General features: G+C 60.4%; 28 protein-coding genes. 16 read left to right on the top strand and 12 right to left on the bottom strand.

The genetic code is table 11. The features are described from left to right. Window positions 1-67: 67 nt before the first annotated feature. Genes trpS through ACXZ1M_RS25630 form a run of 3 tightly spaced genes read left to right on the top strand, consistent with a single transcriptional unit; the run spans window position 68 to window position 2,365 of the window. On the top strand, window positions 68-1,117 hold the full coding sequence (gene trpS, locus ACXZ1M_RS25640) for a tryptophan--tRNA ligase (RefSeq protein ID WP_459050418.1): 1,050 nt from the start codon (window positions 68-70) through the stop codon (window positions 1,115-1,117). Window positions 1,118-1,128: 11 nt separating this feature from the next. Further along, complete coding sequence (locus ACXZ1M_RS25635; RefSeq protein WP_459050417.1) at window positions 1,129-1,401, top strand: DUF1294 domain-containing protein; 273 nt, start codon at window positions 1,129-1,131, stop codon at window positions 1,399-1,401. A gap of 4 nt (window positions 1,402-1,405) precedes the next feature. After that, window positions 1,406-2,365, top strand: a complete 960-nt coding sequence (locus ACXZ1M_RS25630; RefSeq protein WP_459050416.1) for a DMT family transporter — start codon at window positions 1,406-1,408, stop codon at window positions 2,363-2,365. 6 nt (window positions 2,366-2,371) lie between these two features. On the opposite strand, the gene ACXZ1M_RS25625 is transcribed toward ACXZ1M_RS25630, so the two are convergent. The 5 genes from ACXZ1M_RS25625 to ACXZ1M_RS25605 all read right to left on the bottom strand — a co-directional run bounded on the left by ACXZ1M_RS25625 (window position 2,372) and on the right by ACXZ1M_RS25605 (window position 8,413). Beyond that, window positions 2,372-2,989: an LON peptidase substrate-binding domain-containing protein gene (locus ACXZ1M_RS25625; RefSeq protein WP_459050415.1), complete on the bottom strand. Its 618-nt coding sequence runs from the start codon at window positions 2,987-2,989 to the stop codon at window positions 2,372-2,374. 142 nt (window positions 2,990-3,131) lie between these two features. Then, window positions 3,132-3,422 carry an H-NS histone family protein gene (locus tag ACXZ1M_RS25620; protein ID WP_459050414.1) on the bottom strand — a complete coding sequence of 97 codons (291 nt, stop codon included), beginning with the start codon at window positions 3,420-3,422 and terminating at the stop codon, window positions 3,132-3,134. 228 nt (window positions 3,423-3,650) lie between these two features. Continuing rightward, a complete protein-coding gene (locus ACXZ1M_RS25615) occupies window positions 3,651-5,921 on the bottom strand; it encodes a GAF domain-containing protein (protein ID WP_459050413.1) in 2,271 nt (756 codons plus the stop codon). Further along, window positions 5,918-6,193 (bottom strand): hypothetical protein, encoded by a 276-nt coding sequence (locus ACXZ1M_RS25610; protein ID WP_459050412.1) that lies wholly within the window; start codon window positions 6,191-6,193, stop codon window positions 5,918-5,920. The genes ACXZ1M_RS25615 and ACXZ1M_RS25610 overlap by 4 nt, the downstream gene beginning before the upstream one ends. Before the next feature lie 114 nt (window positions 6,194-6,307). Continuing rightward, complete coding sequence (locus ACXZ1M_RS25605) at window positions 6,308-8,413, bottom strand: TonB-dependent receptor plug domain-containing protein (RefSeq protein ID WP_459050411.1); 2,106 nt, start codon at window positions 8,411-8,413, stop codon at window positions 6,308-6,310. 180 nt (window positions 8,414-8,593) lie between these two features. Here ACXZ1M_RS25605 and ACXZ1M_RS25600 point away from each other — a divergent pair, with 180 nt between their 5' ends. Further along, window positions 8,594-8,827 carry a hypothetical protein gene (locus ACXZ1M_RS25600; protein ID WP_459050410.1) on the top strand — a complete coding sequence of 78 codons (234 nt, stop codon included), beginning with the start codon at window positions 8,594-8,596 and terminating at the stop codon, window positions 8,825-8,827. A gap of 359 nt (window positions 8,828-9,186) precedes the next feature. Next, on the top strand, window positions 9,187-10,032 hold the full coding sequence (asd, locus tag ACXZ1M_RS25595; RefSeq protein WP_459050409.1) for an archaetidylserine decarboxylase: 846 nt from the start codon (window positions 9,187-9,189) through the stop codon (window positions 10,030-10,032). On the opposite strand, the gene ACXZ1M_RS25590 is transcribed toward asd, so the two are convergent. Then, window positions 10,033-10,944: a LysR family transcriptional regulator gene (locus tag ACXZ1M_RS25590; RefSeq protein WP_459050408.1), complete on the bottom strand. Its 912-nt coding sequence runs from the start codon at window positions 10,942-10,944 to the stop codon at window positions 10,033-10,035. 118 nt (window positions 10,945-11,062) lie between these two features. Here ACXZ1M_RS25590 and ACXZ1M_RS25585 point away from each other — a divergent pair, with 118 nt between their 5' ends. After that, window positions 11,063-11,662: an FMN-dependent NADH-azoreductase gene (locus ACXZ1M_RS25585; protein WP_459050407.1), complete on the top strand. Its 600-nt coding sequence runs from the start codon at window positions 11,063-11,065 to the stop codon at window positions 11,660-11,662. 22 nt (window positions 11,663-11,684) lie between these two features. After that, the gene (locus ACXZ1M_RS25580) at window positions 11,685-12,578 is read left to right on the top strand and encodes a pirin family protein (protein ID WP_459050406.1); all 894 of its coding nucleotides are present in this window, start codon (window positions 11,685-11,687) and stop codon (window positions 12,576-12,578) included. A gap of 64 nt (window positions 12,579-12,642) precedes the next feature. Here the strand turns inward: ACXZ1M_RS25580 and ACXZ1M_RS25575 are convergent, their stop codons facing one another. Next, window positions 12,643-12,918: a hypothetical protein gene (locus ACXZ1M_RS25575; RefSeq protein ID WP_459050405.1), complete on the bottom strand. Its 276-nt coding sequence runs from the start codon at window positions 12,916-12,918 to the stop codon at window positions 12,643-12,645. Continuing rightward, entirely contained in the window at window positions 12,915-13,292 is a 378-nt protein-coding gene (locus ACXZ1M_RS25570) for a hypothetical protein (RefSeq protein WP_459050404.1), read from the bottom strand. Before ACXZ1M_RS25570 ends, ACXZ1M_RS25575 begins: the two co-directional genes overlap by 4 nt. Before the next feature lie 614 nt (window positions 13,293-13,906). Here ACXZ1M_RS25570 and ACXZ1M_RS25565 point away from each other — a divergent pair. The 4 genes from ACXZ1M_RS25565 to ACXZ1M_RS25550 all read left to right on the top strand — a co-directional run bounded on the left by ACXZ1M_RS25565 (window position 13,907) and on the right by ACXZ1M_RS25550 (window position 16,494). Next, window positions 13,907-14,389: a hypothetical protein gene (locus ACXZ1M_RS25565; RefSeq protein WP_459050403.1), complete on the top strand. Its 483-nt coding sequence runs from the start codon at window positions 13,907-13,909 to the stop codon at window positions 14,387-14,389. A 305-nt stretch (window positions 14,390-14,694) separates the two neighbouring features. Further along, window positions 14,695-15,225: a TlpA family protein disulfide reductase gene (locus ACXZ1M_RS25560; protein ID WP_459050402.1), complete on the top strand. Its 531-nt coding sequence runs from the start codon at window positions 14,695-14,697 to the stop codon at window positions 15,223-15,225. Between the two features lie 96 nt (window positions 15,226-15,321). Continuing rightward, a complete protein-coding gene (locus ACXZ1M_RS25555) occupies window positions 15,322-15,906 on the top strand; it encodes a nucleotidyltransferase family protein (RefSeq protein ID WP_459050401.1) in 585 nt (194 codons plus the stop codon). A 156-nt stretch (window positions 15,907-16,062) separates the two neighbouring features. Then, window positions 16,063-16,494, top strand: coding sequence for a hypothetical protein (locus tag ACXZ1M_RS25550; protein ID WP_459050400.1), 432 nt, complete (start codon window positions 16,063-16,065; stop codon window positions 16,492-16,494). Here the strand turns inward: ACXZ1M_RS25550 and ACXZ1M_RS25545 are convergent. From ACXZ1M_RS25545 to ACXZ1M_RS25535, 3 genes are read right to left on the bottom strand one after another with little or no spacing between them, the layout of a single operon-like run. Continuing rightward, window positions 16,457-17,620, bottom strand: coding sequence for an acyltransferase family protein (locus ACXZ1M_RS25545; RefSeq protein WP_459050399.1), 1,164 nt, complete (start codon window positions 17,618-17,620; stop codon window positions 16,457-16,459). The two genes, ACXZ1M_RS25550 and ACXZ1M_RS25545, sit on opposite strands and share 38 nt — an antisense overlap. A gap of 13 nt (window positions 17,621-17,633) precedes the next feature. Continuing rightward, window positions 17,634-17,921: a hypothetical protein gene (locus tag ACXZ1M_RS25540; protein ID WP_459050398.1), complete on the bottom strand. Its 288-nt coding sequence runs from the start codon at window positions 17,919-17,921 to the stop codon at window positions 17,634-17,636. A gap of 2 nt (window positions 17,922-17,923) precedes the next feature. Continuing rightward, window positions 17,924-18,541 (bottom strand): glycoside hydrolase domain-containing protein, encoded by a 618-nt coding sequence (locus ACXZ1M_RS25535; protein WP_459050397.1) that lies wholly within the window; start codon window positions 18,539-18,541, stop codon window positions 17,924-17,926. Between the two features lie 160 nt (window positions 18,542-18,701). Here ACXZ1M_RS25535 and ACXZ1M_RS25530 point away from each other — a divergent pair, with 160 nt between their 5' ends. Genes ACXZ1M_RS25530 through ACXZ1M_RS25510 form a run of 5 tightly spaced genes read left to right on the top strand, consistent with a single transcriptional unit; the run spans window position 18,702 to window position 23,862 of the window. Beyond that, window positions 18,702-21,962: an nSTAND1 domain-containing NTPase gene (locus tag ACXZ1M_RS25530; protein WP_459050396.1), complete on the top strand. Its 3,261-nt coding sequence runs from the start codon at window positions 18,702-18,704 to the stop codon at window positions 21,960-21,962. Beyond that, the gene (locus tag ACXZ1M_RS25525; RefSeq protein WP_459050395.1) at window positions 21,959-22,321 is read left to right on the top strand and encodes a hypothetical protein; all 363 of its coding nucleotides are present in this window, start codon (window positions 21,959-21,961) and stop codon (window positions 22,319-22,321) included. The genes ACXZ1M_RS25530 and ACXZ1M_RS25525 overlap by 4 nt, the downstream gene beginning before the upstream one ends. Window positions 22,322-22,326: 5 nt before the next feature. Then, window positions 22,327-23,286, top strand: coding sequence for a M14 family metallopeptidase (locus ACXZ1M_RS25520; RefSeq protein WP_459050394.1), 960 nt, complete (start codon window positions 22,327-22,329; stop codon window positions 23,284-23,286). Between the two features lie 16 nt (window positions 23,287-23,302). Next, on the top strand, window positions 23,303-23,662 hold the full coding sequence (locus ACXZ1M_RS25515; RefSeq protein ID WP_459050393.1) for a DUF1304 domain-containing protein: 360 nt from the start codon (window positions 23,303-23,305) through the stop codon (window positions 23,660-23,662). A 2-nt stretch (window positions 23,663-23,664) separates the two neighbouring features. Continuing rightward, on the top strand, window positions 23,665-23,862 hold the full coding sequence (locus tag ACXZ1M_RS25510; protein ID WP_459050392.1) for an entry exclusion lipoprotein TrbK: 198 nt from the start codon (window positions 23,665-23,667) through the stop codon (window positions 23,860-23,862). Between the two features lie 2 nt (window positions 23,863-23,864). Here the strand turns inward: ACXZ1M_RS25510 and ACXZ1M_RS25505 are convergent, their stop codons facing one another. Continuing rightward, a complete protein-coding gene (locus ACXZ1M_RS25505) occupies window positions 23,865-24,866 on the bottom strand; it encodes a hypothetical protein (protein ID WP_459050391.1) in 1,002 nt (333 codons plus the stop codon). Window positions 24,867-24,895 lie beyond the last annotated feature (29 nt).

The following is a 24,895-nucleotide window of genomic DNA, read 5'->3' as shown; positions in this document are numbered from 1 at the left end:
CGTCTGGTGGCGTTTTTATTTCCACGCATCGGACCGGGGCAAGCAATAGCAAACCCAAGGAACCCTGATGAGTCTGCCTGACCAACCACAAACCGCCGCCGCACCCACCGCCGCCAAAGGCCCCGCCGTCATCCTGACCGGCGACCGCCCGACCGGCCCGCTGCACCTCGGCCACTTTGTCGGCAGCCTGCGCAACCGCGTGGCGTATCAGCACGAATACAAGCAGTTCATCATGCTGGCCGATTCCCAGGCCCTGACCGACAACATGGAAGACACCGGCAAGGTGCACCGCAACGTCGTCGAAGTGGCGCTGGACTACCTGGCCGTCGGCATCGATCCGGCCAAGTCGACCATCCTGATCCAGTCGCAGATCCCGGAACTGGCCGAGCTGACCTTCTACTACCTGAACCTGGTGACCGTGGCCCGCCTGGAGCGCAACCCGACCGTCAAGGCCGAAATCGTGCTGCGCGGCTTCGAGCGCGACATCCCGGCCGGCTTCCTGACCTACCCTGCCTCGCAGGCGGCCGACATCTCGGCCTTCAAGGCCTCGCTGGTGCCGGTCGGTGAAGACCAGATCCCGATGATCGAGCAGACCAACGAAATCGTGCGCCGCTTCAACCGCCTCGTCGACAAGGAAATCCTGGTCGAGTGCAAGGCGCTGGTGCCGGACATCGGCCGCCTGCCGGGCATCGACGGCAAGGCCAAGATGAGCAAGTCGCTGGGCAACACCATCAACCTGGGCGCCACCGCCGCCGAAATCACGGCCGCCGTGAAAAAGGTCTACACCGACCCGCTGCACCTGCGCGTGGAAGATCCCGGCCACCTGGAAGGCAACGTCGCCTTCATCTACCTGGATGCCTTCGACCCGGAAAAAGACAAGCTGGAAGAAATGAAAGCCCACTACGTGCGCGGCGGCCTGGGCGACTCCATCGTCAAGAAACGCCTGGAAGTGGTGCTGCAGGAAATGCTGGCGCCGATCCGCGCGCGCCGCGAGGAACTGGCCAAGGACAAGGGCTACATCATGCAGATGCTGAAGGAAGGCACCATGCAGGCGCGCGAAGTGGCGGCCAAGACCGCCGATGAAGTCAAGGCCGCGCTCGGCCTGAGCTACTTCTGATCAGCCTCACCATGCTCTGGCTGGCGTCGCTCTACGGCGCCGCCAGCGTGGCCTGCTTCACCGCCTACGCCATGGACAAGTCGGCGGCGGTGCAGCAACGCCGGCGCATCCCGGAGCGCACCCTGCTCCTGCTGGGCCTGTTCTGCGGCTGGCCCGGCGGCCTGCTGGCGCAGCGCCTGCTGCGGCATAAAACGATCAAGACTTCTTTTCAAATCGCCTTCTGGTGCAGCGTGGCGGCCAACCTGGCCGCGCTGGGCTGGCTCAGCACTCTTTATTGGGAATAACAATATGTGGCAAGGCGTGATGTGCGGTTTGCTGGCGGGAGCCATGTGGGGCATGGTGTTTATCACGCCGGTGTTCCTGAGTTCGTTCACGCCGCTGGAGATGGCCTGCGGCCGCTACATCGCCTACGGCCTGATCGCCGCCGCGCTGATGGGCACGCGCCTGGCGCCGCTACTACGCCGGCTCGACCGCGATGACATCATCGCCATGGTCAAGCACGCGTTGGCCGGCAATATCGTCTACTACATGCTGCTGGCCCTGGGCGTGAAATTCGCCGGCGTGGCCGCCACCTCGCTGATCATCGGCGTGCTGCCGATTTCGGTCACGCTGATGGGCCACAAGGACCACGGCTCGGTGCCGCTCAAGCAATTGATGCTGCCGCTGCTGCTGGTCGCGGCCGGCATCGCCTGCATCAATGTCGACGTGTTCACCCACGACGCAGGCACCGGCATGCCGTTGGCCAGCAAGCTGCTCGGCGTGGCCTGCGCCGCCGGCGCGCTGGTGTGCTGGACCTGGTACTCGGTCGACAATGCGCGCTATCTCAAGCGCAATCCGCATTTCAGCAGCGGCGAGTGGTCGGCCCTGTACGGCGTGTCCAGCGGCCTGATCGCGCTGGTGATCGCACTGGTGGCGTTTGCGGTGTTCCATGCCGACGTAACCGGCGCGCCCGGCGTTGCCAGCGGCCGCGACTGGACAGTGTTCTGGATCGTCAATGCGCTGCTGGCGTTGGGCGCCTCGGTGATCGGCAACCATTTGTGGAATGTCGCCAGCCGCAAGGTGCCGCTGACCTTGTCCGGCCAGCTGATCCTGTTCGAAACGCTGTTCGCGCTGCTGTACGGCTTTATCTACAAGCAGCAGCTGCCGCGCGCGCTGGAGATCGCGGCCATGGTGCTGCTGGTGGCGGGCGTGATGTGGTCGGTGCGCGTGCACGCGCTGGAAGATCCCAGCGAAGCGCACGCCGATTGAAGCGGATCAGAGGTCGAGCAGGCCGTTCTCGCTGAGCACGTCCTGCACCAGCTCCAGCCGCAGCACGGGATTTTCCTGCAGCAGCAGGCGCTGCTTTTCTTCCATGTCCAGCCGCAGCAACTCGCACCAGCGGTTGGCGACCCAGCCAGCTTCGTCCAGCCGGTAAGGCGGCGCCAGCGACATATTCGCGGTAGAAATCTGTTTCTTCTGCAGCGAGCGGATCAGGGCGCCGAGGGCGTTGGCCACGTCCTGCTGCTCGGTCGGAATCGGCACCACCATGTCTTCGGCCACCTCTTCCACCTCGGCCATCCACAAGCCATGCTTGAGCTGCTCGGCCGACTTCACCTGGAAGCGCGTGGTGCCGATGCAGGAAATCTGCAACAGGCCCGGCAGCGGCGCGCTCCAGTCGAGGATGCGCGCCATGGTGCCGGCGGCCGACAGCGTTTCCTGCTGGTCCGGCACGCGGATTTCGCTGCCGTCGAGCAGCGATACCACGCCGAACTCTTCGCCCTTGGCGATGCAGCGCTTCACCAGATCAAGGTAGCGTACTTCAAACACCTGCAAAGGCAGATGGCCGTCCGGAAACAGGATCGTTTTCAGTGGAAAAAGGGGGATCGATGGCATTTCGCTATCATCTCATGAAACAGATGAACTCGTCTCGTGACTGGTAGAAAAATAGTCGCCGACCGAGTATATGCGCCGCCAATGAAAAAGCCGGCGCCGGGTTATCAGAGATAACCCAAACGCCGGCTTTTTGAAGACCTGATTACTTAATCAGATAATCGTCTTTGTTCTTGCCTTCGAGCCATTTTGGTGCACGGCCACGGCCGGTCCAGGTTTGGCCGGTCGCGTCGTCGCGGTATTTGGTTGGCACCGGAGCGCGTGGCTTGGACGTTTTCACCTTGGCTACACCGCCCAGATCCGCAATGGTCAGACCATATTCACGCATGATAGCCGTGACTTTCTCTTTCGCCTGCGTGATTTCATTTTTGCGGGCGGATTCGGCCAGATTCTCCAGTTCAGCGATCTTCGCTTTGTATTCCTGGTAAGTCGTCATCGTAATTCCTCTGTGCGATAGGTTGGATTCTAAAAAATACCACTAGTGACATTGTGTGACATTTGATAGCCGCAATTTACCATAACTTGGCGGCCACACTCCAGATATATCCTAACAAATATCAATATAGCGATGAAAACGGATATTTTCCACAACTGTTTGGATGAATATATAAGACCGTTTCTAATAGGAGATACTCTCCGCTGATTAACTCGCAACAGCCCGCATTCACTTCGATTCCATGATAAACGTGCCGTCCCAATCCTCCGGCGGCGGATTGACCGCCATATGCCGGCAGCGCTCCACATACAGCTGCGCCACCTGGTCGCGCGGGTTCAAGGCCACCACTTCCTCGAACACCCGGCAGGCGCCGCCCCAGTTGCGCTTGCGGTAGCTCTGCAGCCCGCTGCGGAACAGGCCCATGGCCTCCTGCAGAGACGGATAACTGTCGTCGGTGTGATAATCGAGCACTTCATAAATCGAGACCGGCCGGGTTTTTCCCTTGACCACCACAATATCGACCTCGCGCGTGCGGTAGGTGCCGCGCAGCGCCCGGTAGGTAAATTCGCTGATCAGGATGCGCGCGCCATATTGCTTGCAGGCCGACTCCAGCCGCGCCGCCAGATTTACGCCATCGCCGATGATGGTGTAATCCATGCGCTTTTTCGAGCCGATATTCCCGGAAACGACCTGATCCGTATTTAATCCGATACCGATCTCCACCGGCGGTTTTCCCTCGCCCGCGCGCATCTGGTTCCAACTCCGCAATTCGTTCACCATGGCAATGGCGGTGCGCACCGCGCGGTCGGGATCGTCTTCATGGCCGACTGGAATGCCGAAGGCGGCCATGATGGCGTCGCCGATGAATTTATCGAGCATGCCCTCCTCACGCTGAATACAGTCGACCATCAGCGTGAAATAATCATTCAGCATGGAGACGGTGCCCTGCGCGCCCAATTGCTCGGTTATCGTGGTAAAGCTGCGTATATCCGAGAAAAGAATGGTGGCCAATACATTTTTACCGCCGAGCATTTCCGCGCCATTGGCCACCATCTGATCGGCAATGCCGGGGTCCATATAACGCGACATGGTCGAACGCAGCCGCTTTTCGCTGGAAATATCCTCGATCATCAGCATCCAGCCTATGCGTTTCTTTTCCATCGACAATAGCGGCTGCACGCTGAGGTTGACCGAGCGGGTGTCCTCGCCCAGCACCAGTTCCACGTCCATCAGGTGCTCGGCCGCCTCGTTGACTTCCACCTGACGCAACTTGTCCATCATCCAGCTATTGGCGGCGCCGAAGAACTCGCCCGCCGCGCGGCCGATGATACCGGCCGCGCCGGTGCGCAGGATGCGCAGCCCGGCCTCGTTGCAGGTGACGATTTTTTCCTGGCTATCGAGCGTGATCACGCCGTTCGACATCGACTCCAGCATGGCCTCGGTGTAGTTCTTCATCTGCTGGACGTCGGCAAACAACTTGGCGTTCTCCAGCGCGATGGAAATCTGCGCGGTGAAGGCGCGCAGGCGCGATTCGTCCTCCGCGCTGAACGGCCCGCCGCGCTTGTTCAGCACCTGCGTCACGCCGATGATCTTGCCGGCCTTGTTGACGATGGGCACGCAAAGGATGGAGCGCGTGAAGTAGCCGGTGCGCTTGTCGAAGGCCGGATTGAAACGCAGGTCGGCATAGGCATAGGGAATGTTGATGGTTTTGCCCGAGGTGAACACCGCGCCGGCGATGCCGGCGTTGTTGGGCAACCGGATCTGCAGCGACTCCAGGCCCTGCCCCACCTCCGACCACAACTCGCCGGTCTTCTCGTCGTTGAGGAACAGCGTGGAGCGCTCGGCGTTGAGCAGGCGCGTGGCTTCGCCCATCACCTTTTGCAGCAGCGAGCCAAGCTTGATGTCGGCGGTCACCTCCGACACCACGTCGATGAATTCCATCTCCTGGCGGCGGATCTTTTTCATGCTTTCCAGGAAGCGCGCGCTTTGCAGCGCCAGCGTGCCCTGCGTGGTCAGCGCTTCCAGCAGTTCCAGATCGCCACGCGTGAACTTGCCGCGCCGCTTGTTGAGCGTTTGCGATACGCCGATGACCTCGCCCTTCACGGTCTTGATCGGCACGCACAGGATGTTGCGGGTGACGAAGCCGGTCTGTTCGTCGATGGAGCGATTGAAGCGCGCATCGGCGTAGGCGTCGGAGATGACCACCGCCTCGCCGGTGGTGAACACGTGGCCGGCAATGCCGGTGTGATTGAGGAAACGGATCTCGCGCTGGATATTGCCCTGGGCGACGCGGGAGAACAGTTCGCCGGTTTCGGCATCGTTGAGGAACAGCGTGCCGCGCTCGGCGTCCAGCTCTTCGGTGGTGACCTCGACCAGGGCGGTGAGGATTTCATCCAGCGTATCGTAGGCGGCCATGCGACGCGACACTTCCAGCAGCAGCTCCACCTGGCGCAGTCGCTTGCGCTGGGCACTGGCGGCGGGCTGCTCGCCGGTGGTCATGGTTTGGACTCCAGCGCGGTGCGCATGGCGCGGATGGTGTCTTGCAGCTGGGCGATTTCGGCGTGGTGGGCGGCGGAGGCGGACTGCAGCGCATCGATGCGCTCCTGTGCCGCGCGCTCCAGGCTCAGCCGCAGGGCGACGATGGTGTCGCGCAGTTGCAGGATGTCGCCCTGGGCGGCCGAAACGGCGTCCTGCACCTGCCGCTGGCCTTCCTGCTGCGATAGCTCCAATTCCGCGCGCAGCGCCACCACGGTGCGCTGTAGATCCCGCACCTCGGCCAGCGCCAGACGCAGGCTTGCATCGTCGGGCTGGAGAATATCGGTTGCGTCGGTGGTTTTCAGAATATTCCCACGGCAAGAGAGTTCACCGTGGAAATCATACCATCGTCAGAAGCGGGCCTCTACCGTTACTCGCAGCTGGGTTTCGCCGCCGGCCACGGTCATGCGGTTGAGCGAGCCGTTGGCGTCGCTGTACAGGCTCTCGGTGGTGTAGTCCTGGGCCAACAGATTGGACACCGCCACGCGCAGGCTGTTTTGCTGGTCGAGCTTCCACAAGGCGTACACATCCAGGTCGCGGCGCACCGAGGTGTAACCGCCCTGGGTGCCGCTCAGGCGGGCCAGGCCGCCGTTGCGGAAGCTGAAGCTGCTGCCGGTGCTGACCTGGCCGTCCGGCGTCTTGTAGTCGACGCCGAGGGTGGCGCTGAGCGGTACTTGCTGGTCCAGGCGGTTGTCCGGACCGGGCACGATGTCCACCCGCGACCAGTTGCGGCTGATGCTGGCGCGCAGGTCCAGCTTGGGCGCGTCGTCCATCAGCGCGCTGACCGGGAACTTGGCTTCCAGCTCGATGCCACGGGTTTCGGCGCGGCCATCGTTGATGGAGGTCGAGATCCAGCGCTGGTCTTCGTACAGTAAGCCTTGGTGGGTGTAGTTCTGGATGCGGCGCACGGAGGCGCTGGCGCTCAGCAGGCCGCCGTCGCCCCAGTAATGTTCGAAGGAAGCGTCCAGGCCCAGCGCCAGTTCCGGCTTCAGGTCCGGATTGCCGCGACGGTCCGGCTCGGTCGGGCTGTTGTTGATCGAGCTGAATTTGCGCGGAATCAGCGTGGCGGTGGATGGCGCCTTGTAGGTGCGGGTCACGGCCAGGCGCACCTGGTCTTTTTTGTTGGGCAGCTTGAACAGCGTCTGCATGATCGGGCTGAATACGCTGGAGCGGTTTTGCACGGCGTCGATGGCGCCGCCGTCGGCGCGCGTTTCCAGGCCTTCCCAGCGCACGCCGGTGTAGATCGACCAGCGCGGCGTGATGTTCCACTCGTCCTGGCCGTACAGCGCCAGGCGCGTGACCTTGGCGGTGAAGCCTTCGTCGCTGTTCATCGGCGAGCTGCCGGGCAGGTCGGCGTCGCGCTGGACGCGGCTGTCGTCGCGGTCGGTGATGCCGGCGTCCCAGCCCATGGACAAGGCGTGCTCGGTGGCTTCGGGCTCGCCTTCGGCCGGCTTGCTGAAGGTGTATGGCAGCGAGTATTTACCCTGCGTGCTCCAGCCCTGCTCCTGGCTTTCGCCGTGCACGGTGCGCAGCAAGGTGGCGGGCAAGCCGTTGCTGCCGGCGAACTGCAGCGAATCGGCGGTGCTGCGCGCCATGCTATAGGCGGCCTTCAAGTCCAGCTTGGCGCCCTGCCCCAGCTTGTGCACCCAGTTCAGGTCGGTGCGGCCGAAGCCGTTGTGATTGCTGTAGGTGTTGTCGCTGCGGTCGTAGTCCGGACCGGCGCCGAACTCGGTGGTCGTGCGGCCGTGGCTGTTGCTGGCGAAGGTGTTCCAGTTCAGGAAGCTTTGCGAGGTGACGGTGTCGCCGTTCTCCAGGTTCCAGTTGATGCGCGGCGACAGGTTGAAGCCCTGGCCGTGTCCCTGGTCCTGCCAGGTGGAGGCGCGTGAGAGGTTGGGCACGCCGTCGCCGTCGGCGCCGGTTTCCCAGGTGGGCGTCATGCGGTTGGACATGAAGCGCCAGGCGTTGGCGCCCAGCGAGTACGAAGTGCCGACGCCCTTGTCCGACATCTGCAAACTCACGCTCGGCGAGCTGGACTTGCTGCCCTTGGCCTGGCTGAATTTGACTTCGCGCTGGGCCGATTTGAGCGCCTTCTTCAACACGATATTGATGGTGCCGGCGATGGACTGGGTGCTAAATTCCGCGCTGGCGGCGCGCAGCACCTCGATGCGTTCGATGACGTCCGGCGCCAGGCTGTCGATGGAGAAGCCGGCCGGTGCGCGTTCGCCGTTGATCAGGATCTGGGTGTAGCCGGCACCGAGGCCGCGCATGCGGATCTCGCCGCCGGGACGGCCGGCAGCGCCGCCGACGGTAATGCCGGGCAAGCGCTTGAGCACATCGTTGACCGAAGTATCGCCGTATTTCTGGATTTCCTCGGCGCTGACTACCGTCTTGCTAGCGGTATCATCGCGGCGCGCATCATATTTCGCGGCCGAGCCCTTCACCTCCACCTTCTGCATTTCTGCCTCTTTAGGCCGCTCCACCTCGGCTCGGGCAACGGCACACACAGACAACACGGCGAGGGCGATGGCAGGCTTCATACGAATAAGGGTCAGTTGTAGGATGAGTTAGCGTGGATTATGCCAGATCAAACCCGCGTGTAAAAAAACGCGCATAATCGAACATCCAGGAGGCCCGCCATGAACCGCAAACTCAATACCGCGCCCGTCAATACCGAACAACCCTACCTCACCAACGACCGCCCCGCCATCCTGGGCGGCGCCCAGATGGACAGGCCAGAACTTCCACCAGGCTTTGACCTAAGCTACCACAAGAAAGTCCTCGCTTCTGGCAAGATAAAGCCGGCGACAGAAGAAGATTTCGCTAACGAAATCGCGTCATTGAAACAAAAGATCAAAAACGGCCTTGGTTAAATTCGACTTCGAAAGCGACCGCCGCTTCCGAGACAGCTTGGCTGACTTGGGTAGCGTCGCATCCATTGAGGTTTTCGAGGGACTGAGAAAAATTACTTCACAGCAGTACAGCTGGGAGGAATTTATTAGTCAATTCGGCTGGGAGCCGATAGCCTTAACTGGATCAGACACATTCCCAGGAGGGAATGAATTGCATCAATTCATTTTCCCGGCTCCATCCGCACAGCTGTACAAGGTATTCGGCTATACCTAAGAAAATGTGGTGATCATTTGCGCCGTTGTTCGAAAGGCGTGAAATTGCAGTTTTCCGGCCATACAACGCTATAATGCGCGATCGTTAATTTGTATGGATTGTTATCGTGTCCGACCGTTTAGCTGTTTTGCCGCAATATTTGCTCCCGAAGAGCGCGCTGACTAATTTCGCGGGCTGGGTGGCCGGCTCCAAGTGGGGCAATAACACGACGCGCCTGATCCGCTGGTTCGTGGGGCGCTACAACGTCAATATGGACGAGGCGCTCGATCCGAATATCGCCAATTACAAAAGCTTTAACGAATTCTTTACCCGAGCCCTGCGGCCGGACGCGCGTCCGTTGGCCGACGCCGCCTACGTCTGCCCGGTCGACGGCCGCATCAGCCAGTTCGGCGATATCGACGACGACCAGATCTTCCAGGCCAAGGGCCACCAGTTCAGCACCACCGCGCTGGTCGGCGGCGACGCCCAACTGGCCGCGCAGTTCCAGCACGGCAGCTTCGCCAACCTCTACCTGAGCCCGCGCGACTACCACCGCATCCACATGCCGATCGACGGCAAACTGACCCGCATGATCTACGTGCCAGGCGAACTGTTCTCGGTCAACCCGACCACCGCGCGCGGCATCCCGGGCCTGTTCGCCCGCAACGAACGCGTGGTCTGCGTATTCGACACCGCCCACGGCCCGTTCGTGATGACGCTGGTCGGCGCCACCATCGTCGGCAGCATGGCCACCGTGTGGCACGGCGTGGTCAATCCGCCGCGCCTGCCGCAAGTCACCGAATGGACCTACGCCGACCAGAACATCGTACTGAAAAAAGGCGATGAACTGGGCCGCTTCCTGCTCGGCTCCACCGTGGTGATGCTGTTCCAGAAGGATGTGCTGAAGTTCAATCCCGCATGGCAAGCCGCCGCCCCCGTCCAGCTGGGCGAGGAAATGGCGCAGCTGAAGTAATCACATCCCGGCCGGCGCCCCGGTCGCAAAGGCCGCCTCCAGCGCATCGATAAACACCCGGGTCTTGGCCGGCATCAGCCGCCGTCCCGGGAACACCGCCCAGCCCGTCACCTGCGGGAAGCTCCACTCGGGCAGCACTCGCACCAACTCTCCCGTCGTCAAATACGGCCGCGCAATCGCCTCGGTCGACGCGCCGATACCGATGCCGGTGGCCGCCATGCGCACCAGCAGCTCCGGCGAATTCGCCAGCAAGCGCACCGGCAACTCGCGCTCCCACGAGGTTTTGCCGCGCAGCAGATGCCAGCGTATCAGCCCGTTCAGGCGCGGCGGCAAACTCAGCAAATCGTGCTTGAACAAATCGTCGGGATGCTCGGGCAGGCCGCGGAAATTGGTGTACATGGGCGAGGCATACAACGCCAGCGAACTGAAGGTGATGCGCCGCGCCGCCAACGTAGCGTCGTCCGGCAGATTGCCCATGCGGATCGCCAGGTCGAAGCCCTCCGCCACCAGATCCACCCGGCGCGGCGACAAGTCCAGCTCCAGCGAAATCGCCGGGTAGCGGTTCAGGAACGCGGCCAGCACCGCGCTGGTGGCCACATTGGCGAAGTCGGCCGGCATCGACACCCGCAACAAGCCGCTGGGCGCGCCCTGCCGGTGCTGCGCCAGCGCGCCGGCCGCCTCGGTCTCGTCGGCCACCTTGCGCGCGTGCTCCAGCAGGCTGGCGCCAAACTCGGTCAGCACCAGCTTGCGCGTGGTGCGCTGGAGCAGGCGCTCGCCCAATTTCCCTTCCAGCAGCGTGATACGCCGCGAGACGGTGGATTTCGGCAGTTGCACCCGCTCCGCCGCCAGGCTGAAACTCCCGCATTCAACAATGCGCGCGAACAAAAGCAGGTCGCCAGGGTCGATTTCCATAGGATTGTTCCATCAGTGGATTAATGTTATCCATTTTAGCGTCTTCCGCATTGGTTTTGAAACGATTAAAGTTACTCCATCGACGCAGCACATCACACAACTTTTTAGGAGCAACGCCATGAACATCCTGCAAATCAATTCCAGCGCCCGCAGCACCGGTTCCGAATCGACCCGTCTGGCCGATGCCCTGGTAGCCAAAATCACCGCCGCCAACACCGGCGCCACCCTGACCCGCCGCGACCTGGCTGCCGATCCACACCCAGTGCTGGACGAAACCGCGCTGCAAGCGCTGTTCACCCCGGCTGAGCAACGCAGCGCCGAGCAAGCCGCCCGCGTAGCGCAGGACGACGCCCTGATCGCCCAAGTGCAAGCGGCAGACGTGATCGTGATCGGTGCGCCGACCTACAACTTCGGCATCACCGCCCAGCTGAAAACCTGGTTCGACGCGATTGCCCGCGCCGGCGTGACCTTCAAGTACGGCCCAACCGGCCCGATTGGCCTGCTGACCGGCAAAAAAGTCTACGTGACCCTGTCGCGTGGCGGCCTGCACCGTGATGGACCGACCGATACGCAACTGGCGCACATCAAGATGTTCCTGAGCTTTGTCGGCCTGACCGATGTGCAGTATGTGTTTGCCGAAGGCCTGGGCATGGGTCCGGAAGCCGTCGCCAAGGCGCAAGCCCAGGCGGAAGCGGAGATCAACGCAGTACTGGTATAAATTTTAGAAACTGGAGAACGCCATGAATGTGCAAGTAAATGCCAAAGTAAGTGATCAAGTATCGAACGCACGCAGTGTTGAACGCATCATCACCGGCCAGGCCGTCATGGATGGCGCCGGCGTGAAGATCAACCGCGTGCTGACGCAAACGCTGCAACGCCGCCTCGATCCGTTCCTGATGCTCGATAACTTCGGCAGCGACCAGGCCAACGATTACATCGCCGGTTTCCCTAGCCACCCGCATCGCGGCTTCGAAACGGTGACCTACATGATCGAAGGCCGCATGCGCCACAAGGACAGCGCCGGCAACGAAGGCCTGCTGACCAACGGCGGCGTGCAATGGATGACGGCCGGCCGTGGCGTGATCCACTCCGAAATGCCGGAGCAGGAAGACGGCGTGATGGAAGGCTTCCAGCTGTGGCTTAACCTGCCCGCCAAGGACAAGCTGCGCGACCCGTGGTATCGCGACTTCAACGGCGCCGATGTACCGGTGTTCGACACCGAGCAAGGCGCGGCGGTCAAAGTGATTGCAGGCCGTAGCCACGGTGTGGATGGCGCCGTGCAGCGCGAAGTCACCGAGCCGCTGTACCTGGATGTGCATCTGCCGGCCGGCGCCAGCTTCAGCCAGGTGCTGCCGGAAGGTCACAACGCCTTCATCTTCACCTATCGCGGATCGGTGAATGTGGACGGCAAGGCGGTGGCATCGGGCCGCATGGCGATCCTGGCCAACACCAAGGGTGCGGATGGCGTGGTGGTGAGCACGGACGAAGCCAGCCGCTTCATCCTGATCGCCGGCCAGCCGCTGAACGAGCCGATTGCGCAGTACGGCCCGTTCGTGATGAACACCCAAGCCGAAATCTTCGCCGCCGTCGAAGACTTCCGCGCCGGCAAGCTGGGCGAAGAAGCCCAGGCGTAAAAGTTACAACAGCCGCCAGGCGGGGACCTCCCGCGCCTGCGGCTGCCGAAACACACTCTCCCTATTAGGCCGGGCCAGTCCCGGCTTTTTTTTCGCGCACGGCAAGCAGGCTTTGCATCACGCGAAATAACGCCCTCTTCCGCTCACCACGCTCGCGCCGGTCGCGCTCCGCCAGCAAGCCGCGAACCTGTTTTCGCAACTGAAAATTGTCGACGGCATAGGCCACCAACAGCAGCACCAGCACCGCAAAGGTGATGTGTTCGCCCCACCAACGCCACGAAGCCCACGCCGCCAACGAACAAATGCCAGCACAAAGAAGCAGCGCGAAGCGATCTCTCATGGCCGGCTCCAGGACTGGCGATAGTGCTTTCTGGATTTCACCTCTGGCTGATAAATGCCAGGCCAGCGCATCAGCACGCCCGCGAGCCAAGGTCGATGCAAGTGATTGCTTTGGGCCTCCATCAATACATCCGCCAATGAAGTACCACCAGCCAAACTCCGCCCGGTAGCGACCGCAATGCTGCCGACCGCCGCGCCAACGTAGAACGAAGCCCGCAACGCCCCGAGATAAATGAGCTTTTCGAGCCCAGTTCCCGCACCAATCAACTCCGCCACGGTGACCTTGGACCCGTGCTGCTGAATGGCGGTCAAAAATTGGTGCCGCTGTCGAAATTGCGGTGCCCTTGGTGGCAAATAGCGTTTCAGGGCAATCAAGCCCCAGGCTGTACATGTTCTCTTTGAAGTACTTGTAAAAATCAGATGCTATGATCGTCTCCTATGAAAGCACCGAGAACTTCGGCGTTATAGGAGCATATGCACAAGATGTGAGCGGTATATTGAGGCGCCACATGAGCTAGGTGCAACTGCACGGCCCCTTACCTGAGTTGTGATTGGCTTAAATGTACAAGCGGCTCATTTGCCTAGGTGGACTATTGTGATAATCAGTGTATTTTCATCACATGCAAAATGCTATGCTGAGTGTCGGGTTGGTTTCGGCCATGAGCAGGCAATTGCAGAAAACGGTGCAACTAAAGGTAAGCAAGGTGAAGATATAGGGAGGGCGCCATGTCAGTTTTCGATTGCACAAAGCGTAGCATAGGAATAGTTCTGGGAGATTTTGTTTCCTTGGTCGGTATCATGGCATTTATGACCGGGACACAGACCTTCGGCGGCATTCTATTCGTCACCGGCATTTGTATATATAGTGTCGCTGCTATGGCGAAATGGTTCTTTGCAAAGGCGTACGGAATCACGCGTGGCACGCACTCCTGACAGGAGCAACTGAGTTCGGCCATTAGCGGTGATCCAAAAATTTAGAGTCGAAATCTATGGTGTTAAGAAATTCACTTCTTGAAATTATTTTTGGTGTGATTGCATTGTTCCTGATTTCAAATGCAAATGCCCAATTGACGGCTAGTCAGGAAAATTGCTTGGTTCAACAACCTCCCAGCGACGCAGGCGAGAACGTCGCCCATGGATTGAACCTGAAAGTTTTTCCGATGGCGCATAAGATACCCCAAGAATACTCGGGCTGCCAGATTGCTTGGCAACAGGAACAAAATGGCTGGACCATTTTCGTTAGATTTCATTTCGAGAACGGTCAAGTAGTGGCAATTTCGTCTCTTGAAATGGAATGTAAATATTCTAATGGCTTACTGACTCAGGGAAGCTCGGATGAGTGTCCTCCAGATCCACCCTCGGCTATGTTGTCAATGGCAAGGGAATGTTTTAACGATGCCAAGGATGGCGGTGGCTCTATGGCAGAAAAATGCTCGTTTGGCAGGAAGCCAAAAAAGGGTCACACTGGATAACCGTCGATCCGAATCGTGACAAATTGCGAGATTTACAGGAAAGCAAAATGTTATTATCATCAACATAGCAATTCCCAAAAATCCAACTGACCTCCGTTATGCCTCCACTTCTCAAAAAAATAGCATCAGTTCCGTTGTTTTTATTTTTGATTCACCTAGATAGCGTTCATGCGGATGAAGGAAAAAAATCAACAGACGCATTAAAAGAATCAAATTTTCAAGCGCAGATTGGATTATAAGGTTACAACAATGTTGAATACAGAGATGCCCTAGGTCGGAAGATAGATTTCCAGAAGTTCCAAAGCATGCTGAGCAATTATGACTTCAGTATGGAAAAACGGAAAACTGGCGATCAAGGTTTCGCAGTAGTTCGGTTGAAGGCAAAGCAGACGCCTGTGGCCCCGATATATAAAGTGAAATTCGGTTCGGCGTTTCCGAAATTCAAACTGCATTCTGTTGATGGTACTCTAGTAACCAACGATACCCTCCTTGGGCGCTACACCCTGATCAGCTTCTACTTCGCCGAGTGCTCACCTTGTATCAAAGAAGTACCGATGCTTAACGCCTTCGCTAAAAAGCACAAAGATGTTACGACCCTTGCAGTGACGTTCGACTCGATGGACGAGGCAAAAGGTTTCGCAAAACGGATGAACTTTAACTGGCGTACCGTCGTAAAGGGCAATAATTTAATCGAGAAAGTTGGTGTTCGTGGTTACCCAACCTTTGCGCTGATCGACCCCAAAGGCAACGTCGTCACGATTGGCGATCAGCTTGAAATAGGGGCAAAAAATGGCGCTTTGGAAAAGTGGGTAGAACAGGCGATTAACCGCAACTAGCGCGAAATATCGACCTAGTAGCTAGCGCAACAGAGTGACTGCCGCAGCCAGGAACGGGCATTCATGCTTTAGATCCGGCTATTTCCTGAAGGATATATGCAAGAGAAATTTCGTTCGGACATACTCTCCAACTATAACAACCGCATAATTCTGGACCGCTGGGATGCTTTAGCGCTTCCAGATGGTTGGTTAGTAGCAGGCTGCCTGTTTCAGACGGTATGGAATTTAAAAGATGGACGCGCTCCCGACGCTGATATCAAGGATTATGATTTATTTTATTTCGACGACAGTGACTTGAGTGAAGAAGGTGAGCGTCGCGTTCAACGGCGTGTTAACGAAGTGTTGGCCGATTTGCTAGTCCCCATTGAAGTTAGCAACCAAGCCCGAGTACATATATGGTATGAGTCATACTTCGGCCACCCATATCCACCACTTCAGAGTGCTCGTGATGGAATTGACAGATTCCTTATCCCTGCCACCTGTGTAGGAGCGACGCCGGACGCTATCTATGCGCCAAATGGACTACAAATGCTTTACGAGGGTGTTCTCACAATGAGCTCGCTGACTCCGCATTTAGAACTTTTCGAAGCAAAGGCGGCATCGTATCGTTCCCGCTGGCCTTGGCTTATAAGTGATTGCGCCAGGACTGGCGTCACTGGTGGTTACCAGGTTGGCCGATAGCGGCTGCGGATACCGCCGGTCGTCAGTCACACACTCTGTGTCAGATCAGACCGGAACTACGACAGCTTATCCCTGCCGGCGGCAGCCAATCCGGATCGGATTGAAAGCAGCTAAAATGCCGGGATGATGCCTACTTTGATTAAATGGTTGCGCCGTTTGAGCCACTTGCTTGGCTTTGAGACGGCCGATTCCTTCCCGCCCGGTCACCCTTACGAACGCACGCGCTGGAATGGCGCGTATTTCGATATCGCTTCCGATGTGAAGCCCGATGATATCGAGCGCCGGCTGTGCGAGGCGATTTCGAATACGCCGCTGGTGTTCGGCTATATCGACAACCCCACGCCGCGCATGCAGCGCGCCTTGCTGGCGGTGCTGGAGGAACGCATGCGTAACAATCGCGGCCGCGCCACCGAGCTGGCCGCGCTGCTGGTCGAGGCGTACGACAGCCCGCACATCACCGAAGTCATTCCCGGACTGCGCCACGTGGTCGACGCCACCCGCGATCACGACATCGGCGACCGCGCGCGCGCCGTGATGGGCTTCCTCGGTTCTACACAGTCGCCGTTTGATGTGATTGAGATGGGCTAGGCGCCTTGCGGTAATTCGATGGCACGTAGCGGTCGCGCAGTTTCATGAACGGCGTTTCCACCAGCAGATACAACAACCAGCCCACCAACACGCTGGCCGTGCCCATGATGATCAGGGCCTGCCAGCTTTCCGGTCCCCATCCCTGCGCCTGCAATGGCGCGCGCAGCAGCACGCACAGCTGCTTGTGCGTCAGATAGATCGCATACGACCACAACGCCAGGCTGGCCGCACCCGGCACGCGCCAGCGCTGCAGCAGCGAGCCGGAACTCAGCGCCGCGATCAGCAGCAGGCTGAAACTCAGGCCCAGCAGCGGGTAACCGTACACTGTCATCGCATAGCCGTAGTGGTCTTCCAGCAGCAGGTTCCAGGTCACCGTCAACAGCGCCGCGCCGGCGGCCAAGGTCCAGTTGCCATAGGACGTGACACGCGCCCAGGCGCCGGCGTGATAATTCTTCAGCAGCGCGATCGCCACGCCGCACACCAGTTCATCGAAGCGGCACCATGAGGCGTAATAGATCGTCGTGTAGTAGCTGCTGCCGCCAAACTCGGCCGACTCCAGGCCCTGCCAGAGCACGCTGCGGATCACCATCCCGCCGACCAGCGCGGCAAGCACCGCCACCCAGGCCCACACCAGCGACTTGCGCAGCATGGCGATCGACAAGGCCAGCGCCGGCAGCAGGAAGTAGAACTGCTCCTCCACACACAGCGACCACGCATGCGAGAACGCCGTGCCCGGCGTCAGCGAGATATTCTGCGTAAAGGTCAGGAACTGCCACAACGGCGGCATGCTGCTGGTGCCGCGCATCGCCGGCCACAAGGCGTACAGCGCCAGCACCACATAAAAATTCGGCAAGGTGCGCAACAAACGCCGCGCGTAAAACCGCGCCAGCGAGAAGCGCGCCATCCCCGCCTGCTGCTGGCGGATGCCGCCCAGGATCTGGTTGCCGATCAGGTAGCCGCTCAGGGCGAAGAACAGGTCCACGCCGGCCCAGCCGATCTCGCTCACCCAGCCGAAGGTCGGATTGCCGCTGACGAAGATCATGTAGTGGTTGGTAAACACCAGCACAATGGCCAGCGCACGCAGGGTGTCGAGGCCGGAATTGCGGCCGATGGAAGGAGAATTCATCGGCCACATCTTATCAGCCAGACACTGTCATTGTCATCACGCTGTTGGCGATGGTCAGCACCGCCGTGCAGTTGCCGGGGATCGCAACGTTCTGGCTGTGGCAGGAATAAAAGTCGGTCTCGCCGACCCGCAGGTGATCGATGGCCGCGCTGATGCCGGTGCTGATCGCATACGCTCCCAGCACATAATCAGGCGCGGTGACAAACTTCAGCGTCACATCCTGCCCGGTATTGTTCAGGAAGATGGTTCTCGATGGCTTGACGGTCTTCAGCGATGGGGTTTCGGTAAAACAGATATTCATCGTTACAGCACCCGGAACAAGCCCGCCGGACGCTCGGCGCTGGTGCAGGCCCGGCCGACGCTGATGCGGCGGCCGTCGTCCACCGGCAGCAGCGCAGCGGCCTGCTGGCGCAGACTGTAGCCGGCGTAGGCCCATTCGTCGTCATCGGCCAGCCAACTCAGGCTGGCCAGGCCGCGCGCCATCATCGCCTCGCAGCAGGCGGCCGAGCCGTACACGCCCACCTGATAGTGGCGCTCGCCCGGCGCGGCGGCGCGGAACGCCTGGTTCACCCCCTCCAGATAGCGGACGATGGCGCCGTCCGCCTCGGCCAGGTCCGGCGCGGCAAAGTAAATCACCGAGCCGGACGGCTGGGCGATGACCGATTGCGCCATCAGGAAAGCCGCCGCGCCGTCGGCGCAACCCTGGGCCCGGGTGTAGTAGCTGAGATGCGCGTCCGGCGCCTCCCACAGCACGCCGATCTGCAACCCGGCCTCCGTCAACGCGCGCGCCTCGGCCAGCGACAAACTCTTGCCGGCCTGGTGGCTGTAATGGCGAATCACGAAATCGATCCCTTGTTGTTTGATCGCTATCGCGTACTGGGTCAGTTCAAACGGTGCTTTCACGCCGGTTAAAACAGTCATGGGAACTCCGTGATAATTGTTCAACTATTTCCTCGTGGATAATGTTATATTTTCCGTGTCGATGACTGTACCCGGTGGCTTGCATACCAGCCTTCCGAAAACCTTCCGAAGGTTAAGTCATTGATTATTAGCGTGTTTATTTGAAGGAAAAGAAGGCAGGATGAAGCACAAGAGTTTCCGTTTTGGCGAGTGGCGGGTCGATCCGGCCACCAATACACTCAGTTGCGGGGTCCTGAACCGCCAGCTTGAACCCCGTGCCATGGATGTTTTGCTGTATCTGTGCAGCCATCCGCACGTGGTCGTTTCCGCCGAAACCCTGCTCGACGCCTGCTGGGGCGACGTCTCGCCGAGCGACAACGCCATCCACAAAATCATCACCCAACTACGCCGCGCGCTGGACGATTCGGCTACCGAGCCGCGCTATATTGAAACCATCCGCAAGCGCGGTTACCGCCTGCTGGCAGAACTGAGCTACGACGATGAAGTGAGCCAGGGCAGCTGGCTGCACGCCTCGCCGTTCCGCGGCCTGGAAGCGTTTGAAGAGCAGCACGCGGCGATTTTCTTCGGACGCAAGCTCAGCGTGGACCAGCTGGTGCAAGTGGTGGTAGCCCAGGCCCAGGCCGCTTGCGCCATGGTGCTGGTGCTCGGCCCTTCCGGCGCGGGCAAGACCTCGCTGGTGCAGGCTGGCCTGATTCCGGCCCTGAAAGCCGGCGCCGCCCCGGCCGAAACCGGCATCGCCATCAGCGAGCACGTCCAGCTCGATTGCGCCGACATGGGCCAGTCCGGCCTGCTGGAAACCCTGGCCAGCGTGCTGCTTGACGCCGAAATCGACGGCAAGCTGCTGTTTGAAAACACCAGCGCGGCGGCACTGGCCCAGCGCATGGCGCAGGACATGCCGCTGCTGGTCGAGCACCTGCAACGCCGCCTGCCCGCCATCCAGCTGCTGTTGTTCATCGACCGTTTCGAGGCCATCTTCCGCCTGCCGCACGTCGGCGACCAGGAACGGGCCGTGTTCGTCAACGTGCTGGATCAGCTGGCGCGCTCGGGCTGCATGCAGCTGGTGCTGGCCTGCCGCAACGATTTTTACCCGCAACTGGCCTCCTACCCGGCCCTGATGACCTTGAAATTGAGCGGCGGCCACTTCGACCTGACGCCGCCCGGCAGCGCCGACATCGCCCAGATCGTGCGCCATCCGGCGCAGGTGGCGCAGCTGCGCTACACCGTCGACGAGCACGGCGAAGGCCTGGACCAGGTGCTGTGCCACGCCGCCCGCGCCGGCGCCGATAGCCTGCCGCTGCTGCAATACTGTTTACAAGAGCTGTACCGCCAGCGCAGCGCCGACGGCGAATTGAGCCACGCCGCCTTCCACGCCATGGGCGGACTGGAAGGCGCGATCGGCGCGCGCGCCGAGCAAGTCATCTCGGCGCTGGGCAGCGCGCAGATCGCCGCCCTGCCCCACGTGCTGTCGCAGCTGGTGCTGGTGGCGGAAGACGAAGCCACGGTCAGCTCGCGCCGCGTGCCATGGTCGGCCTTGCGCAACGATGCGGAAAACAAGCTGGTGCAAGCGCTGGTCGACGCCCATTTGTTCGTCAGCGATCTGCAAGGCGGCGCCCCGGCTTTCGGCCTGGCCCACGAAGCCCTGCTGCGCCGCTGGCCACGCGTGGTGGCGTGGATCGAGGAACACCGGCAAGCACTGCAAGTGCGCAGCCGCATCAGCGCGCAAGCCAAGCGCTGGCAAGACAGCGGCCGCAAGCGCGACATGCTGCTGCCCTCCGGCACCCAGACCAACCAGGCGCGTGCGCTGCTCGCAACCAACGGTTTCGGCCTCACGCCCCAGGAACAAAGCTTCATCCAATCGTCCCTCCAAAGCGAACGCCGTAACGAACGCGTGCGGATGGCGGTAATGATCGTCGTAACTGGTCTGGCCATCCTGGCCGCCATCCTCGGCCTGACCGCCCGGTCGGCGCAAACGCAAGCCGAGGCCCACCGCACCGAAGCCGAGGGCCTCATGGCGTATATGCTCGGCGAGTTCGTGGACAAACTGCGCCCTCTCGGCAAGCTGGATTTGTTGGACAGTGTCAGCAATCGCGCCTTGAGCTATCTCTCCGATCCTGCCCGCGCCAACGATAGCGATGCTTCCCTTGTCCAACGCGCCAAATCATTGCAGCTCATCTCGGAAGTCAAGATTGCGCGGGCGGATCCGATTGGCGCCAATACCGCCTTGCTGGCAGGACGCGCAATACTCAAGCAACAACTGCAGACCAAACCAGCCGACGTCCCGCTGTTGAAAAGTGCTGGAGAAAATGCTTTTTGGCTGGGCCAGATCCATTTCGATCAAAAGGAATCGGACAAGGCAGAGCAATACATGGAGGAATACCGCGTCTACAGCGATCAGCTAGCCGCAGCGGCACCGAACGATCCCGCGAGTTGGATGGAGCAATCGTTCGCGCACAACAGTCTGGGCAGCATCGCACTACAAAAAGGCGACGTGGCGCGCGCTGCCAATGAGTTCGCGTTGTCGGTCGAGCTCAAAGCACGGGCCCATGCCAAAACACCGGACGACAAGCAACTGACTACCGATCTGGCCGATAGCTTGTCCTGGCAGGCCCGCGCGGATATGCAACTCGGAAAGCTGAGCTCCGCCGAGTCGCTGTACGGGCGCGAGCTGAAACTCCTGCAATCGCTACACGGCAAGTATCCAAAAGAAACGCAATGGGTCAAGGCGCTGTCCGCAGCTTGGTCGCATCAGGCGGAAATCAAACAAGCCCGTGGCAACATGGCGGCAAGCTATGACGATCTCACGCAAGCCCACAAGCTGATTCAAGCCGTCGTCGAAGAGGATCCCAGCAACCGTATCTGGCAAAGCAGTTTGTATTTTGCTCAATTTCGTCTACTGGAAACCAATGCCAATCATATAGCGACGAGGCAAGCACTTGGTCAACTGGATAAGCTGGAACAAGGCTTTGCAGAGTTAAGTCGCCTCGAACCCAAAAAACTCAATCTGCAAATGCTGCTGGCCAATGTGCAGCGCTACAAAGCCAAGTTGCAATTACGCGAACAACAGTCGAGAGAAGCCGCCATCACGCTGCAACCAGCCCTCGAACAACTGCAGCTCATTCACACTCGCGCTCCCGCCGACCAAGTGATTCTCAATAGTCTGATTGACGCGCTCTTGCTGGATGCCGATGCCAATCCGTCGCAAGCGCAGAAGCAATGTGAGATCGCCCAAAGCAAGCTGCGTCCGCTGATGCGCAACACCGGTGATTTTAAACTGCTGTCGCGCTGGGTCCAGGCGCATGCCTGCCTGAACCAGCTTGATGGCGCCAGTGCGGCGAAAAAAACGCTCGAAGCGATGCGCTATGACGACCCGGATTATGTGCAGTACCTCTCCACCCACCCACTAAAGAAAGCTAGCTTATGACCCTGAATTCCGCCACCCAATTCCTGAACGTGCTGGTAAAGGTACAACCGGCCGCCACGCCTGGTAAATACATTGTGAAGACCGCACCGGCCGTTCCATCTGTAACGTTGCAAGACACGATTATCAACTATCAAATTTACGACACCAACGGTTACGACATCGTATTTACCGGCATGACCGTCGTGCCGGCGGACAATGATCAGTTGAGCCCGGCGAGCGTCAGCATCAGCGGCAAGCAGTTGACGTTCAGCGATGCCAATACCAAGGCCGAGACCTTGAACGTCACGCTAAACTTCAAGGACCAGGACGGCGTCGAATTCCTCCACGATCCGCAAATCAAAAACGAACCCCAGGGCTAAGGTCCATGAGTGAGATCAGCCGTTTCCAATTCAGTTCGCATCAGTACAGCGGCCAGCAGGCGGGCATACGGCTGATCATCACAGGCGCGGTGCATGGCAATGAAACTTGCGGCACGCAGGCGATCCGGCGTGTGATGAAGGAACTGGACGGCGGCGCGCTGATCCTCCTCCGGGGCAGCGTGACGTTCGTGCCGGTCGCCAATCCCTTGGCCTATGCCAAGGGCGAGCGGGCCGGCGAACGCAATCTGAACCGCAATCTGTTTCCGAATTCGAATCCGCAGGATTTTGAGGACCGGGTGGCCAACTGGCTCTGTCCTTTGCTCGCACAGCACGAGGTGCTGCTCGACCTGCATTCCTTTAACGCGGCCAGTGAACCGTTCGTGATGGTCGGGCCGCGCAACAACGATGGACCGCTGGAGCCGTTTCAGCACGAAGCGCAGGAACGCGCGCTGGCGCGACGCCTCGGCGTGCGCCGCTTCGTCGACGGCTGGCTGCGCACCTACGGCGACGGCGTGCAACGCCGCCTGGCCGGCAGCGGCGAGCTGCAAACTGTGCTGCGCTACGGCATGGGCACCACCGAATACATGCGCTCCACCGGCGGCTACGCGCTGACCTTGGAATGCGGCCAGCACAGCGATCCGCAAGCGCCCGAAGTCGCCTACCGCGCCATCCTCAACACCCTCGCCTTCCTCGGCCTGATCGACGCACCACCGCCGGAGCCGGTCGCGCCTGAGCAGATGGAAGCGCTGAGCATGGTCGCCGTCTACGACAAGCAGGACGCCGGCGACGCCTTCAGCCGCAACTGGTCGAGCTTCGATCCGGTGCAGCAAGGCGAGGAAATCGGCCGCCGCGTCGATGGCACACCGGTGCTGGCCGAATTCGACGGCCGCATTCTGTTCCCGGACAGCGGCGCCGGCGCCAATAGCGAATGGTACTATCTCACCCGCGCCAATTTATTATTCTAAGAAAAAGGGAACCCTCATGCAGCTGGCAGCGCAAATCGTCACCGCCCTGGTGGCGCTGATCCACGTGTACATCGTCTTGCTGGAAACAGTATTGTTCAATTCGCGCGGCCGCCGCGTTTTCGGGCTGAGCAAGGAAAAAGCCGAGATCGTGCAACCGGCCATGTCCAACCAGGGCTGCTACAACGGCTTCCTGGTGGCGGCGCTGGTGGTCGGCCTGCTGCATCCCGATGCGGCCATCGCCTCGGCCTTCACGGTATTCGGCCTGAGCTGCGTTGCCGTGGCCGGTGTGTGGGGCGGCGTGACCGTCAAGCGCACCATCCTGCTGATCCAAACCCTGCCTGCCGTGATCGGCTTGGCCCTGCACTTCGCGGCCTGACCATGCAAACCAAGTTCAACTGGATACTGGTGGCCTGCGCCACCGCCGCCCTGGTCGTTATCGGCTACAAAGAGATGAGCAGCAAGCCGGAGCCGCACGTGGTCGACCAAGCCTCCTGCACGCAGGACGCGATCAAAAGCATCAACAGCATCACCGAGCGCGCAATCCAATCGGCCAACTGCGCGCAACTCGGCAAGTAAGCCTATTTCCGCAAGCTCGGCAGCGTGGTTGCGGTTGATGGGGCGGCGGTGGTTTCCGCTGGCGGCTTGACGCCGGTGCCGCGCAGCGCCAGCAGCCAGCCGACGCCGTCGAACCAGAACGGCGACCCCAGCGAGGCGGCGAAGGCCGTGGCGATCCAGCCGATCAGCGCATACACAATAGCGATGGTGATCGGCCAGGCGCCGCTGATGCCGGTGAAGCGGTCCGACGGCCAGCCTATCGGCAGCTGCTGCAAGGATGCCGCTTGCGCCTTGGCCTGTTTGGTTTGCTCCAGCGGCACAGTTGGCGGTGGCGTGGCCGGCTTGGCGGTTTCGGCCTTCTGCACCAGCTCCGCCGTCAGCGCGGCGTCGGTCCACAGCCGCTGCGACAGTTGCAGCGCGTCGATGTTCATCGCGCAGGCATAGAACAGCCCGACCAGAAACAGCACGAACTGCGAGCGCCGCTTGTACCAGCCGCTGATGCGTTCCATTACCGTGTCGTACCAGATGCGCACCGCATCCTCCAGCGCCGCAGCGTCGCCCGGCCCCTCGCCCATCAAGGCCAGCAATGTGCGCGTCAAACCTTCGTTGCCTACGCTGTTCAGCAGCGCCGCCGCCGTCTGGCCCTTGCCATAGCGCGCCGTCAGCGTCGAAACGAAGGCGCGCGCGAAGATCGATGACGGAATGTAGGAAGGCATGCGCCCGCGCTGCGCCATGCCGGTGATGAGAGGGTGGCGCATCACATCGGCCACCAGCGACTTGTCGCCCAGCCGGTCAAGCCGGAAACCGCCTTCACGCCGGAACAGGCGCAGGATCGACGGCACGATGCCGCGCACGCGCGGTTTGACCGACGACTCATGCAGCATGGTCAGCACGCCGTCCAGCAGCACCTTGGCGCGCGTCTGAAACAGCGAGGCGATCGCTTCCCGCGTGGCGCTGCACAGCAGGCTCACGGCCAGGAAAGTGTAGGACAGCCCCACCGCCACATCCATGTAATGACTCGACATACGGTCCCCGTTAGAGTTCCAACAATATT

Source organism: Duganella paludis (assembly GCF_054461335.1).
The sequence above is the reverse complement of the archived record's forward strand: the minus strand, read 5'-3'. Positions and strand labels throughout refer to the sequence as shown.

Coding starts and splice junctions, on each gene's coding strand:
- trpS (WP_459050418.1), top strand. CDS start 68: ATGAGTCTGCCTGACCAACCACAAACCGCCGCCGCACCCACCGCCGCC.
- ACXZ1M_RS25635 (WP_459050417.1), top strand. CDS start 1,129: ATGCTCTGGCTGGCGTCGCTCTACGGCGCCGCCAGCGTGGCCTGCTTC.
- ACXZ1M_RS25630 (WP_459050416.1), top strand. CDS start 1,406: ATGTGGCAAGGCGTGATGTGCGGTTTGCTGGCGGGAGCCATGTGGGGC.
- ACXZ1M_RS25625 (WP_459050415.1), bottom strand. CDS start 2,989: ATGCCATCGATCCCCCTTTTTCCACTGAAAACGATCCTGTTTCCGGAC.
- ACXZ1M_RS25620 (WP_459050414.1), bottom strand. CDS start 3,422: ATGACGACTTACCAGGAATACAAAGCGAAGATCGCTGAACTGGAGAAT.
- ACXZ1M_RS25615 (WP_459050413.1), bottom strand. CDS start 5,921: ATGACCACCGGCGAGCAGCCCGCCGCCAGTGCCCAGCGCAAGCGACTG.
- ACXZ1M_RS25605 (WP_459050411.1), bottom strand. CDS start 8,413: ATGCAGAAGGTGGAGGTGAAGGGCTCGGCCGCGAAATATGATGCGCGC.
- ACXZ1M_RS25600 (WP_459050410.1), top strand. CDS start 8,594: ATGAACCGCAAACTCAATACCGCGCCCGTCAATACCGAACAACCCTAC.
- ACXZ1M_RS25590 (WP_459050408.1), bottom strand. CDS start 10,944: ATGGAAATCGACCCTGGCGACCTGCTTTTGTTCGCGCGCATTGTTGAA.
- ACXZ1M_RS25585 (WP_459050407.1), top strand. CDS start 11,063: ATGAACATCCTGCAAATCAATTCCAGCGCCCGCAGCACCGGTTCCGAA.
- ACXZ1M_RS25580 (WP_459050406.1), top strand. CDS start 11,685: ATGAATGTGCAAGTAAATGCCAAAGTAAGTGATCAAGTATCGAACGCA.
- ACXZ1M_RS25575 (WP_459050405.1), bottom strand. CDS start 12,918: ATGAGAGATCGCTTCGCGCTGCTTCTTTGTGCTGGCATTTGTTCGTTG.
- ACXZ1M_RS25565 (WP_459050403.1), top strand. CDS start 13,907: ATGGTGTTAAGAAATTCACTTCTTGAAATTATTTTTGGTGTGATTGCA.
- ACXZ1M_RS25560 (WP_459050402.1), top strand. CDS start 14,695: ATGCTGAGCAATTATGACTTCAGTATGGAAAAACGGAAAACTGGCGAT.
- ACXZ1M_RS25555 (WP_459050401.1), top strand. CDS start 15,322: ATGCAAGAGAAATTTCGTTCGGACATACTCTCCAACTATAACAACCGC.
- ACXZ1M_RS25545 (WP_459050399.1), bottom strand. CDS start 17,620: ATGAATTCTCCTTCCATCGGCCGCAATTCCGGCCTCGACACCCTGCGT.
- ACXZ1M_RS25540 (WP_459050398.1), bottom strand. CDS start 17,921: ATGAATATCTGTTTTACCGAAACCCCATCGCTGAAGACCGTCAAGCCA.
- ACXZ1M_RS25535 (WP_459050397.1), bottom strand. CDS start 18,541: ATGACTGTTTTAACCGGCGTGAAAGCACCGTTTGAACTGACCCAGTAC.
- ACXZ1M_RS25530 (WP_459050396.1), top strand. CDS start 18,702: ATGAAGCACAAGAGTTTCCGTTTTGGCGAGTGGCGGGTCGATCCGGCC.
- ACXZ1M_RS25525 (WP_459050395.1), top strand. CDS start 21,959: ATGACCCTGAATTCCGCCACCCAATTCCTGAACGTGCTGGTAAAGGTA.
- ACXZ1M_RS25520 (WP_459050394.1), top strand. CDS start 22,327: ATGAGTGAGATCAGCCGTTTCCAATTCAGTTCGCATCAGTACAGCGGC.
- ACXZ1M_RS25515 (WP_459050393.1), top strand. CDS start 23,303: ATGCAGCTGGCAGCGCAAATCGTCACCGCCCTGGTGGCGCTGATCCAC.
- ACXZ1M_RS25510 (WP_459050392.1), top strand. CDS start 23,665: ATGCAAACCAAGTTCAACTGGATACTGGTGGCCTGCGCCACCGCCGCC.
- ACXZ1M_RS25505 (WP_459050391.1), bottom strand. CDS start 24,866: ATGTCGAGTCATTACATGGATGTGGCGGTGGGGCTGTCCTACACTTTC.